Source organism: Bartonella sp. B10 (assembly GCF_053794435.1).
In genome coordinates this window covers 135,227-147,718 of the sequence record NZ_CP200030.1, presented here as the reverse complement: position 1 = coordinate 147,718, position 12,492 = coordinate 135,227, and the positions used below count along the sequence as shown (strand labels likewise).

The following is a 12,492-nucleotide window of genomic DNA, read 5'->3' as shown; positions in this document are numbered from 1 at the left end:
GTTATTTGTGTATTTTGTTAAAAAATTGTTTAATTACAATTTATATCTTTTGAACTATGGTAGCAATTTTACCGCGTATTATTTTAAAAAGGGACAGATTTTCAAAATTTTACGTATGTACTGTAGTTTGACACTATGTTTTGCACTAAGTGGGAAGAGGTGGGATTAGTTAGGAATAAGTGATAATTCATTGTTTTTATGTACATTTTTTACCATTAAATGCGTGTTTTGTCAAATTGAATTTTGACACCTAAAATTACAAAAAAGAGCGAAAAATCACAAAAATCGGAATTTTGTGCTAAAAATGAGAGAAGTCTGTGAAAGGTCTTTGAAAATCCTTTGAAGAATTTTAAAAAATCTGTGAAAGCCCAGAAAACCGGATTTGAAAGCACTTTGAAAAAAATCAGACAAATCGTAAAAGCGACTCCAAAAACGACCCAAAATGACCAAAAAAGCAAAAAAGATTTCCATATATGCGTGGAAATCTCAAAAATAAGAGCATAAAATGTTATTTATCAATATATTATATGAATTTTTTAATGTAAAAAGATTTCCACTTTCATTTTCTATTTTAGAGAGGCATTAAGCCGTATTTTGTGTAGTTGTTATATGTGCTCTTTCAGCTTCGATTTGACGCTTTAAATGCAGTTTGAGAAGAGGCAAAGTGAGCTCAACTTCTTCTGTATCATTGATGTTTTGAACAAGCTCTTGCAATTTTTCATAGAGCTCCGCCGCGATTTCCGCTATATCTTCAGGGGGGAGTTTTATTTTTGCATCACGATAGGTCGTATAAGCTATGCGACCAAGCTTTTTCATGAGTCCAGCAGGGATGGTAGGTGCTTCTAAATCTGTCACTTTCGTTACGTCCGTGAACATTTCGCCTTCACCTGTAATTAGCCAAGTTAAGTTAACCTTTAATTTCTGTGATAAAGCAGCCAAAAATTCCACATTGGGAAAGGTGGTGCCTCTTTCAGCGTGGTCATAAATTGCTTTATTAATACCTAAACAGGTAGCTATCTGATCCCGATTGAGCTGTAAGCCTTCTCGTATCAAACGTAATCGCTTTGCCTGTTCTGTTTTTGGTTCAATTTCTTTTTTTGCCAAATCACATAATAATGCAAATATTGCGTTGACATAATGCAATATTTGAATTATACCTTTTATTACCGCCCGATATAGCGGGCATATATTCTACAATTAACCCCACAAAGACGGCTGTTGCAGCATCCGTTTGAAGCAGGAGCGAAAGTTATGACCATGACCCAAATATGGGATCGCCATAGTATTTTAGCCGAGCTACGCCGTAGGAATATGACCCTAGCGGAACTCGCAAAATCTTACAAAATACCGTCTTCCAGTGTTCAACACATTTGGAAACGGCCCAATGAAAAAGCTGAACGTGCTATTGCCGATTTTATCGGCTTGCCCGTTGAGCAAATCTTCAGCGACCGCTACCCTAAAAGTCGCAATCGCATTTTCAAAGCAGCAAAAGATTCTAATACAGATTCCATAGCCCATTGTACATTGCGCAATAATGCTGCTTAAAATTGGTTGCAAGAATGCGTGTTTCAAACACATTTCCCATAAGCTTTAAATACCATAAGACAAAAAGGTTTATCAATGTCTAAAGATCAATACAAAATAGATAAGATAAATTGCTGTTCTGCAAAAGATGAGATCATCAATCCTTACTCAGAAATTGAGCGATTAGAAATGATGCTTGCTTGCTGTTATAAGGTTGTGCAAAGCAGTTTTCGCCATTTACCTGTACGATATATTATTGACCCGCCGCATCATTTGTTTGATGCGATGTTAGCACGGCAGATTGTCATTCATCTTTTTCATTATCAGTTTGGGGTACCACGACGGCGTATTGTCGCTATGCAAGATCGGCAACGGACCTCTATTTCTTTATCTCTCCAAGTGATTAATCGCCGTTTAACAGAGCCTGTTTTTGCCAAAGCTTATCACAAATGGGCAAAGCGTGTGCAGGATTTGTTTTTACAAGAGATCAGAAAGGCGGCAGCGTGATGGCACAGTTTCAAACACTTAATCTTGATCTTATTGTTGTGCCTGAGCGGATTCGCCCTGTAGATGATGAGCATGCCAAGGCGCTTGCGCAATCTATGGCGCGAGAGGGATTGATGAATCCGATTACAGTGCGCCATACGCCCAACGCTAAAGGGGGCAATTATACCCTTGTTGCTGGTGCGCACCGCTTACGTGCTGCTAAGCTTTTGGGTTATCGGGAAATTGATGCTGTTGTGGTGCAGGCTGATAAGGACAATGCCGCGCTTTTAGAAGTCGCAGAAAACCTTTTCCGTAATGAATTGTCGGTGATTGACCGTGCCTTGTTTGTCCAGACCTACCGCGATTTATGGGAAAAGAAGTATGGGGAGATTCAACGTGGTGGTGACCACGGTAATCAATATACAAAGGATAAAGTGGCAAAGGGTCAACTTGACCCTTTGCCAAAAGATGGTTCTTCAGATCATAATGAAACTGGGTGTGAAGGAGACAAAGTGGCAAAGGGTAATGTTTACCCTTTGCCAAATGATGGTGACTTAAATGGCAAAGTGCAAAGTTTGCACTTTGCCAAACATGTGGCGGATCGCATTGGTTTATCGAAGGAGTCGGTAAAACTCCTCAATCGCATTTCCCAGCATTTACAGCCGGAATTGCGGGCGGTTTTGCGTGGCACGGCATTGGCGGATAATCAGGCGCAATTGTTGAAGCTTGCGAAGATGGAGCCGGTTGCGCAGCGGCGTGTGGCGATTGCTTTGCAACAGGTTGAGGGGGATTTACGGCGGGCTGTTGATTTGGTCAATGGCATTAATACACCGCCACAAATCAATGAACAGGAACGGATTTTTGCCCAATTGTTGGGTGTTTGGCAGAGAGCGGATGCGCAAACAAAGGCGCGGTTTTGTGATTATCTTGCAAGAGAACGGGGGGAGGAGCAGGCATGAAGAGGCATGGTTCTCAACAGCTTGATTTTTTTCAACAGCCGGTTTTTCCTTGTCGTGAGCCTGTTGCACAGATTGATTTAGAACGATTTCGCTCACGAATAAAACGTGCCATGGCTAAAGCTTTGCGTGAATGCCCGTTTGAACGGAGTGTGATTGCTGAACGCATGGCCCATTATTTGGGGATTGGCTGTTTAAGTAAGGCGAGTTTGGATGCTTATGTTGCTGAAAGTAAGCAGGTGGATATTTCTTTACCACGCTTTAAGGCTTTTGTTCGCGCTACGGGAGCGTTTTGGCTGTGGGATGAGGTTGTGAGTGAAGATGGCTTATTGTTATTGCAAGGGGATGAAGCGCGGTTAGCAGAGATTGCTAGGCTCCAGCAGGAACAAAGGAAGATTGCCGCGCAATTAAAAGCCATGCGGGCTACACCCGTGAAGATTAAGCGGGGGCAGCCATGAAAGAATGGTTTAGCATTGCAGAATTAGCTGCATTAGCCCTGCCAGAGTTGCCAAAAACAAAAGTCGGCCTTAATAATCTCGCACTTAAAAAATGGCGTTTAAATACACAGTTGTTTCGCCAAATTTTAGGAAAAACCAAGCCGGTTTGGGAGTACCACGTCTCTTTATTGCCAGAGCGGTCGCGGGCAGTTTTACTGATGCAGCAAAGAGAGATTGCCGTTTTTCAAAATACGGAAGAAAGTACGCAAAAAGAGGGGATTTGGTTGCGCTATGATGGCCTTTCGAAGGCACATAAAAACCGCTGTGAAGAGCGTTTGAAGGCGCTTTGTTTTATGGATGATTTACTCTTAGCTGGTGTAGGTGTGCATGATGCAGCAACCAGCACGGGGATTAAATTTGGCGTAAGCCGCAGGTCGCTTTTTAATTGGCGCGAGAGGGTAGAAGGTCATAGTCGTAGTGATTGGTTGCCAGCATTAGCATCAGCTTGCGGTGAAGATAATTATTCACAGTTTGCAATATGTCATGAGGGGGCTTGGGAAGTTTTATGTTCGGATTATTTACGTTCTTCTAAGCCTGCATTTTCGGCTTGTTATCGGCGCATGGTTGCGGTTGCACAGGAAAAAGGTTGGGTGCCCATTCCTTCAGAGCGGGCTTTGCGGCGTCGTTTCAATAAAGAAGTTTCCAAAGCGGTTGTGACATTAGCACGTGAGGGAGAAGAAAAGGCAAAAAAGCTTTATCCTGCACAACGACGTGATCGTTCGACGCTTCATGCTCTGCAAGCAGTGAATATGGATGGGCATAAATTAGATGTTTTTGTTCGGGTTCCTTGGTCAGAAAAACCTGTTCGTCTTTATTTGATCGCCATTCAAGATCTTTATTCTGGGAAGATTTTATCATGGCGTTTATCGGATTCTGAAACTTGGGAAATTGTTCGTTTGGTGATTGGTGATATGGTGGAAACTTATGGCATTCCGGAGCTTATGACTTTGGATAATGGTCGTGCCTTTACCAGCAAATGGATTTCGGGGGGTGTGCAAAATCGTTTTCGCTTTAAAATTAAGCCAGACGATCCGCAAGGACTTTTGACGACATTGGGTGTTCAACTGCAATGGACCACACCTTATAGCGGGCAATCAAAACCAATTGAGCGAGCATGGCGTGATCTGGCAGAAGCGATTTCGAAACATCCTTTTTGTGCTGGAGCTTATACGGGGAATAAACCTGATGCCAAGCCTGAAGATTATGGGCGGCGTGCAATAGGGTTTGAGGAATTCAAAGCGCATGTTGGAGCACAAATTGTTGCCCATAATGCGCAAAATGGGCGTAAAGCGCTTAATTGTGCGGGGCGGAGTTTTGATGTCACATTTGAAGAAAGTTTACAGGCCGAGGGGACGATTATCCGGCAAGCAACGGCGGCACAACGGGCTTTATGGCTTTTGACATCAGAGGCACTTCGCACGCAAAAAGGGACGGGGGAGATACATTTTTATGGCAATCGTTATTGGTCGCAGGCGCTTAATCAGCATGCGGGTCAAAAGGTGATTGTCCGTTTTGATCCAGATAATTTACATCAGGATTTGCGGGTTTATGACCTGAATAACCGTTTGATTTGCATGGCAGCTTGTCTTTCGGATGTTGGTTTTTACGATCAACAGGCAGCACGTTTAAATGGACGCTTGCGCAAAGATTACGTGAAAGCTGTTAAAGCAGAAAAACAGTTGGCTGCTAAACTTGCTCCCGATCAGCTTGCAGATGTTTACCGTCAGGTTGAATGAAAGGACGATGATTTAAAGGTTGTGCCTAAAATAAAGCCAAAGGTTAGCCGATTGGTTCAAAGCAATGTGGGGAATTTAGCCCTTAAAGTGGACGATGATGAAGCTTTGGACGCCCAAGAATTTAGTCAACAGTTGCATAAAGCTTTGAGAAAGCTTTCGGCGTCTGATGAGGGGCATGAAGTGATAAAGTTTCCTCGGCAAGAGGGATAAGGAGCAGGGGGAAATTTAAGAGGACCGGTTGAGGTTCATGTGCGGGCTTGAAGATTTAACAAAGAAAGGGGGGAGAAGTCTTATCCATTTCAATTTCTAAATCAATACAATCAAATTTTCAGGTGTCTTTGCCCTAAGAGGTAAGGAGCATGAGGTTATCAAGTTACCCCAGTAATAAAAAGAAGAGGGGGATTTAACGTGGCCGGTTGAGTATTGCGTACGGCTTTGAATGTTCATTTAAGACGAAAGAAAGGGGCGGGTTTGAGCCTTTCCCCTTTCAATGTCTAAATCAATACAGAGGGGAATGTACATGAAGTACGCGATAAATGCAACAGTTGATAAAAACACTTGGGCGCGACCAAAAATCCAGCCCGATGGATCAGCACAAAACCGCAATAGTGATGATATTGCTTTATGGAATGAGCTTGTGGATGCGGTGAGAGCTTTGGCACTTATGAATGATTGGTCGAAGGCAGAAGTAGCGCGGCGCATTGGTATGCCTGATGGAACCTTTTCACAGTGGTATTCGGGTAGTTATGCTGGACAATTAGGCAAGCAAAATGCGAAGGTTCAACAATGGGTAGATGCTTTAAAAGAGACGGCAGGTCTTTTGGAACTGATCCCCGAAAAGCCTGCCTTTCAAAAGAATCGTATTGCGCATGAAATCATTGACACTTTAACGTTGGCGCAAAGTACGGGCGATATGGTGATGATTACGCTTGATGCGGGCAGCGGCAAGACGGAAACTTGCCGCCATTATCGAGCGACTCGTCCGCATGTTTATCTTGTGACAGCTAGTCCGCATACGCGCAGTGTTCATGGTATTTTGAATGATATGGCAGCAGAATTAGATGTGGTGGGAATATAATCCCACCCGTTTAACGCGTGCTATTGGCAAGAAATTAGAGCGTGTGGGAAGTGGTACGCTGTTGATTATCGATGAAGCGCAAAATCTTACAGATGAAGCGATTAATCAATTGCGTCATTTTGTTGATATTAATGGCATAGGATTAATGGCTTTTTTGGATACATAGCTATCGATCGTATAAAAATAGAACAAAGATCTATATCTTTTCCTGATTGTTTACCAACAACCCCAGTGCCAACTGAAGAAGATAAACAATGTGTAAAAAAGATTCTTGAGGGGATTACAAATAGAAAACTGTACCAATCACTTTATGAATTTGGTTGTGCTATTTTTGCAGAAAAAAATAATACCGAAACATCATTTTTAACAGAAAATAAAGACTCTTTGAGGGGCTTTAAAAGTCCCTTTAAAGCCCCCTTGAAAACCCTTTGAAAAAAAATCAATTGGTGCAAAACGAGGTGGCAAGCTACATGGCAAATAGTGCAAAACGAAGTGGCAAGCTACAGGAGCAAAAAAACGCGTTAAAGGGAGCTTTCAATGACCTTTGAGAACCCCTTAAAAACCCCGTGAAAAAAAATAAATTGGTGCAAAATGAGGTGGCAAATAGTGCAAAACGAGGTGGCAAGCTACACAAGTTATAATAAGCTACAAATAAGTTATATGTATATAAAAATCCAGTGGCGGAGGGGGTGGGATTCGAACCCACGGTACAGTCTCCTGCACGCCGGTTTTCAAGACCGGTGCCTTAAACCGCTCGACCACCCCTCCAAACTTACCACGCCTTATTTACAAAATTCTTGCAAAAGGTCAATTATTTAAATGTGTATTTAAAATGTTTTTAATAAAACCGCTCGAACATAGATCAAAAGCAACTCTGAATCCACAATTTTTTTGAGCATTTTGCTTATATTAAATAACATCATTGTCAGATAAAAATCCCTACAACACGAATAAAGATTTGTGTAATGTTGTTATAGAGCTTTGAGAGATCAATACAATGAAGCTATAAAAATTCTATGTTTTTTTTAAATAATTTTTTATTTTTACTTATGAGTGTAATATATCGTAAAAAAAATGTTATTCTGTTATAAAATACTCAATTGTTTCAAAATTATTTTGAATTAAGCAGAAAGAGCTATTTTTTAAATTAAGCTATTTTTTAAATTATTTGAAAATAAAGTGGCTTCATAATTTTAGCTTATTTTATAATAGCGTTTATAAATATTGCATTTTCATACCTTTGATGTTGTGATCATTTTTTTATTTAGCAAATTGTCAATCGTAGACATAATTTATTCTAGAGCCATTTCTACTAGTCTATAATAAAAATTTCTCAAATAAAGAAATATTAGGTCACTTAGTTTGATATGCAATATCACTGATTTATGATTAAATAAACAAACACATTGCTCTAAAATATTTTGATCAGGTATACGTAAACATGTTATTTGATATGCTTAAATTTCAACGATATAGCTACAAATCTATCGTTACTTCTCTGTATATTTTTTATTTTTAATACGTTCAAGCAATAAAAATAAAGACTGGAGACGACAAGAAGAGAATAGTAATGATGAGAGTGTGTATAATTGTATTAAAATCAATAAGTTATTACAAGATCAAGAATTTTTTTGCTTATTAATTTGATAAGTGCTTTTTTGTCTTTATTCTTAACTTTTATGAATCTTTTTGATCAATTCAAGAGCAAGTTTTTCACGGTCAGCGCCCTTTATGTAAAGAGATATCACACTGTTTTCATATCTAGCGAAAGATTGATTTGAATTGTGAGATATTGTTGCATTCAAATTGGCTGTGTACGTGTTGCTGCTAATTTTTTGAATTCATGTACATATTCGATAAAATTTATTTATGAGCTACTATCTTTATTTTTTTATAAAATTGCAAAGGCAAACAGAAAATCAACTCAATGCTTATTTCCATTTTTAGCAATGTGCTGGTTGGAATCATATGAGATTTTATACTTATTTACAGAGATTCTAAATGAAAACTCCTTTTTCTTTTCGATTAAATGAAGAACAAAAAAAGAATTCAGAAAATATCTAAGCAATGAAAGAATTTTACACATACTCTCTAATAAAAAAATATTAATATCAGTAATACAAAAGGATTAAGATAATATATTTTATTATCTTTTAGATAATAAAATTTCCGATGTCATTTTCTTTGACTAAGTAATATACGATTAAATTGATTACAAGCTGGAACAGTGTTTGAAAATATTATATATTATTTAATATAAGCATTTTGGATAATAGCAATAGTTCTATTAATTCGATATTGCCAAGTATCGAATCATTTAAAAAAGACTCTGAAAGGGTAATAGATTCGATAAAAATTACTTTACGAGAGCGTTAGCAGGAGTCTGTAAAAGAAAAGCGGCGTTTAGATGGTAATCGTATTTACTTATTAGCTGTTTATGATAGTATGAAAGAAAAAAGGTACAGCAGATATCTGAGAGTAGTGTTGTTTGAGTTGTTTTAAGAGAAATCAAAAATTAAAGAGTTCTTTAAGTGTAATCCTAGTGCTATTGATTTTGAGACATATTTGGGGGAAACGATTCCAGAGGTTTATGATTTTTGGAAAAAAGATGCTTAGAATCGTTGATTTATTTGCTAGTATTGGGGAAAAGTTGGGATTTGATCAGGCATTTAGCAGGTTTAGTGTGCAGTGTGTTTTTACGTTTGAGATCGCTTCTTATTCTGTACGGACACATCAAATTAATTTTGATGTCACTACATTTTATTTATTGGTCAATTCGAATAATGCTATTACCAAAAAATAATGATCACAAATTGCAATTCTTAACAAAAAAATACTCTTTGAGGTCCTTGAGAAGAATGTTTTATTTGTAATTTGCTATAGCTATAGTTCCACCTAACAATACCGCAACAATATCACGAAAGGTGGTTGATCTTTTTGATAATTTTAAATAACCATTTAAAAAATAAAGGAAAATGCTCACAAACACGGTGCCCCAGAGAGACTCGAACTCCCGACCCCCTGATTACAAATCAGGTGCTCTACCAACTGAGCTATAAGGGCACAGTAACATGGGAAGTAGCACAAACTAATAAAAAGGAAAATAGGAAATTATAAATTTTAGCGTATATTTTGAAAAAAAACTATAAAATAAGCACATTCTTAATTATATCCTTATCTTTTTCAGAAATGCTGTTACCTCTTATATAGCACTTAAAAGAATTCTTGATGAAGATTCACTATTTTATTATCAGATTATGAATTTGAAGGGAGCGATTGGTTAGAAATATATTTTTCTAGCCAATGAATATTATAATTACCGTCTGCAATATCTTGATTGTTGATAAGGTCGCGAAATAGAGGTAATGTTGTTTTAATTCCATCAACTACAAATTCATCTAAAGCACGTCGCAAACGCATCGTACATTCTAAGCGTGTACGTCCATGAACAATAAGTTTTCCGATTAAGCTATCATAATAAGGTGGGATTCGATAACCTGAATAAGCACCTGAATCAACCCGCACTCCTAAACCTCCAGGAGTATGAAAATGTGTAATGATTCCTGGTGATGGTGTAAAGTTAACCGGGTCTTCTGCATTGATACGGCATTCAATAGCATGGCCAGAAAAGCAAATATCATCTTGTACAACTGAAAGACCATGCCCAGATGCGATATGAATTTGTTCATGAACCAGATCTATGCCTGTAATTGCCTCAGTTACAGGATGTTCAACTTGTAAACGAGTATTCATTTCAATGAAGTAAAATTCACCATTTTCGTAAAGAAATTCAATAGTTCCAGCTCCACGATATCCAAGGCTTGCACAAGCATTAGCAACAGTATCACCAATTTTTTTCCGTTCAATTTCATTAAGAGCAGGAGAACTAGCTTCTTCCCATACTTTTTGATGGCGTCGCTGAAGTGAACAATCTCTTTCTCCCAAATGGATGGCATTTCCTTCTCCATCACCTATAATTTGAACTTCAATATGGCGTGGTTTTTCTAAATATTTTTCTATGTAAACTGCATCACTGTTAAAAGCTGATTGGGCTTCTGAACGGGCTGTTTTGAGAGCTATAGCAAACTCTTTCTCAGAATAGACGACTTTCATGCCACGTCCACCACCACCTGCAGAAGCTTTTATGATGACTGGGTAACCGATTTCATTAGCAATGTGCAAAGCCTCAGCTTCTTCAGTAACAGCCCCATCTGAACCTGGTACTACAGGAATTCCAAGTTTTTTTGCAGTTTTCTTTGCTTCAATTTTGTCACCCATAATTCGTATATGTGCAGCCGTTGGACCTATAAATGTAATATTATGTGCTTCCAAAACATCGGCAAATTTTGCATTTTCAGAAAGAAAACCATAGCCTGGATGAATGGCATCAGCCCCCGTGATTTCACAGGCCGCAATAATTTGTTGAACACTTAAATAGGAATCGCGTGCTGGAGAAGGGCCAATACAAACACTTTCATCTGCAAGACGAACATGCATTGCATCAGCATCAGCGGTCGAGTGAACGGCAACGGTCTTGATTCCAAGCTCTTTACAAGCCCGCAAAATGCGAAGAGCAATTTCTCCTCGATTAGCAATGAGGATTTTTCGAATCATATCTGCTCCTTATTTTATTCGACAATAATAAGTGGTTCACCAAATTCAACTGGTTGCCCATCTTTAACAAAAATAGCGGTTACCGTACCTGAACGTGGCGATGAAATTTGATTCATCGTTTTCATTGCTTCAATAATAAGCAATGTTTGTCCTTCAGATACACCTTGCCCTACTTGTACAAAAAATTGTGCACCAGGCGCAGGTGCAAGATATGCTGTTCCAACCATTGGAGATGTTATTGCATTTTCAGATTTGTCTTCTTTTGTGGGAGATTCAGTTATCGGAGCTGATGGAGCAGATACAGCAGGAATAGAAACAGGGGCATGGATTGTTTGTTCGGGAGCATATATGCTGCTTTGACGTGACACACAAATACGAAGTCCACCCTGTTCAAGTTCAATATTAGTCAGATTAGTATCATTCAAAATTTCAGCAAGGTCACGGATAATTTTTGTGTCAATTGGGGTATGTTTTGTCGCATCCATCTTTTTTGTTACCATTTGATTCTTAACTCCTTGGTCAATAAAGATTATCACTATTTATTCTTCATGATAGAACATTTTTAGATTGGTGGTGACCTTTTAAAGGATTCTATTGGGATGTGAGGTAAAATTCTACTTATAAGCTTGTTTATAAGAAAGAAAAAGCATAAAATTAATTAACTTACGGTATTCTTCATAAAGTTTATGCAATGAGGAAGTGTGTTCACTGTGTACTCTTTATTGCCTCTTCTAGAGTATTTTCGCTTACAGCTCCAATAAATACTTTATCTCCGATAATGTAAGAAGGAATGCCAGTAATATTTAGTGCAGAGGCAATGCGGATGTTTTCTCTAAAAGAATTTTTGAAATCAGGATCTTTCATTGCATCTTGTAATTTTTTTTTATCTGCTCCTAATGAAATTGCTATTTTTATAGCTTGAGCTTCATTTATACGATCTTGATTGGCTAAAAGTTCTTTATGAAATTTTGGATATTTTTGGGGGAATTCTTTTCGAAAGGCATAAGCAACAGCGTGTACTGCTTTTGAATCAGATCCTAAGGATGGTAAATCTTTAATAACAACTCGTAAATCTGGATATTTTTTTATTAAGCTTTCTATGTGGGAATAGGAACTTTTACAATGCTTACAATTATAATCAAAAAAATCAACAAGCATTATTTTACCATTTGGATTTCCCAAAACAGCATCATGAGAAGATTGAAAAATTTCCTTTTTCAACGAATTGATAATCGAAGCTTGTTTTTGGAATTTTTTTTCTAATTTTTCTTGAAGAATAAGCTGCATTTGAATCATAATTTCTGGATTCTCAAGCAAATAGTCTTTTACAATTTTTTGAATATCGTGATCACTGGTATAGGGTACGACTTTTTCTTTTAGCTGAGATAAGAAAGTAGAGTCTTCTAAGAGTTGTTTTTTAATATCTTCTGTATTCAAATAGTTTTGTGTGTTCTCTTTTGATATTGCATTTGATGAAGGCGTGCAGATTAAAAAATTTAATATAGCTAAAAATTTTATGATGAACGTTATTTTTGAGTATTGATGTTTATAGGTCATTTGTATTCCATTACGTTTTTGTTATTGTGCAGATTACGCTATAT

Annotated in this window: 11 protein-coding genes, 2 tRNA genes and 2 pseudogenes; 9 read left to right on the top strand and 6 right to left on the bottom strand. The window is 38.0% G+C overall.

The annotated features are described in order from the left end of the window. Positions 1–582 precede the first annotated feature (582 nt). Positions 583–1,104, bottom strand: a complete 522-nt coding sequence (locus V3565_RS00675; protein WP_455478425.1) for a helix-turn-helix domain-containing protein — start codon at positions 1,102–1,104, stop codon at positions 583–585. A gap of 147 nt (positions 1,105–1,251) precedes the next feature. Here V3565_RS00675 and V3565_RS00670 point away from each other — a divergent pair, with 147 nt between their 5' ends. The 8 genes and pseudogenes from V3565_RS00670 to V3565_RS00635 form a co-directional block, all read left to right on the top strand. After that, a complete protein-coding gene (locus V3565_RS00670) occupies positions 1,252–1,545 on the top strand; it encodes a helix-turn-helix domain-containing protein (protein ID WP_455478424.1) in 294 nt (97 codons plus the stop codon). A 75-nt stretch (positions 1,546–1,620) separates the two neighbouring features. Further along, positions 1,621–2,031: a hypothetical protein gene (locus V3565_RS00665; RefSeq protein WP_455478423.1), complete on the top strand. Its 411-nt coding sequence runs from the start codon at positions 1,621–1,623 to the stop codon at positions 2,029–2,031. Then, positions 2,031–2,969 (top strand): ParB/RepB/Spo0J family partition protein, encoded by a 939-nt coding sequence (locus tag V3565_RS00660; protein WP_455478422.1) that lies wholly within the window; start codon positions 2,031–2,033, stop codon positions 2,967–2,969. The genes V3565_RS00665 and V3565_RS00660 overlap by 1 nt, the downstream gene beginning before the upstream one ends. Next, entirely contained in the window at positions 2,966–3,424 is a 459-nt protein-coding gene (locus tag V3565_RS00655; RefSeq protein ID WP_455466856.1) for a hypothetical protein, read from the top strand. Before V3565_RS00660 ends, V3565_RS00655 begins: the two co-directional genes overlap by 4 nt. Beyond that, a pseudogene (locus tag V3565_RS00650) lies at positions 3,421–5,409 on the top strand (transposase domain-containing protein). The gene V3565_RS00655 and the pseudogene V3565_RS00650 overlap by 4 nt, the downstream one beginning before the upstream one ends. A 310-nt stretch (positions 5,410–5,719) precedes the next feature. Next, positions 5,720–6,277, top strand: coding sequence for a hypothetical protein (locus V3565_RS00645; protein ID WP_455478421.1), 558 nt, complete (start codon positions 5,720–5,722; stop codon positions 6,275–6,277). After that, complete coding sequence (locus V3565_RS00640) at positions 6,261–6,443, top strand: AAA family ATPase (protein ID WP_455478420.1); 183 nt, start codon at positions 6,261–6,263, stop codon at positions 6,441–6,443. Before V3565_RS00645 ends, V3565_RS00640 begins: the two co-directional genes overlap by 17 nt. Beyond that, positions 6,413–6,625, top strand: a pseudogene (locus tag V3565_RS00635) (DUF721 domain-containing protein); the annotation flags it as partial. The gene V3565_RS00640 and the pseudogene V3565_RS00635, both read left to right, overlap by 31 nt. 330 nt (positions 6,626–6,955) lie before the next feature. Here the strand turns inward: V3565_RS00635 and V3565_RS00630 are convergent. Continuing rightward, positions 6,956–7,045, bottom strand: a tRNA-Ser gene (locus tag V3565_RS00630). A gap of 1,840 nt (positions 7,046–8,885) precedes the next feature. On the opposite strand from V3565_RS00630, the gene V3565_RS00625 reads away from it, so the two are divergent. Further along, on the top strand, positions 8,886–9,080 hold the full coding sequence (locus tag V3565_RS00625; protein ID WP_455478419.1) for a hypothetical protein: 195 nt from the start codon (positions 8,886–8,888) through the stop codon (positions 9,078–9,080). Positions 9,081–9,267: 187 nt separating this feature from the next. On the opposite strand, the gene V3565_RS00620 is transcribed toward V3565_RS00625, so the two are convergent. The 4 genes from V3565_RS00620 to V3565_RS00605 form a co-directional block, all read right to left on the bottom strand. Further along, positions 9,268–9,341 (bottom strand) — tRNA-Thr (locus tag V3565_RS00620). 191 nt (positions 9,342–9,532) lie between these two features. Beyond that, positions 9,533–10,891 (bottom strand): acetyl-CoA carboxylase biotin carboxylase subunit, encoded by a 1,359-nt coding sequence (accC, locus tag V3565_RS00615; protein WP_455478418.1) that lies wholly within the window; start codon positions 10,889–10,891, stop codon positions 9,533–9,535. A 14-nt stretch (positions 10,892–10,905) separates the two neighbouring features. After that, positions 10,906–11,391 carry an acetyl-CoA carboxylase biotin carboxyl carrier protein gene (gene accB / locus V3565_RS00610; protein WP_455478417.1) on the bottom strand — a complete coding sequence of 162 codons (486 nt, stop codon included), beginning with the start codon at positions 11,389–11,391 and terminating at the stop codon, positions 10,906–10,908. Positions 11,392–11,596: 205 nt separating this feature from the next. After that, on the bottom strand, positions 11,597–12,448 hold the full coding sequence (locus V3565_RS00605; RefSeq protein WP_455478416.1) for a DsbA family protein: 852 nt from the start codon (positions 12,446–12,448) through the stop codon (positions 11,597–11,599). Positions 12,449–12,492 lie beyond the last annotated feature (44 nt).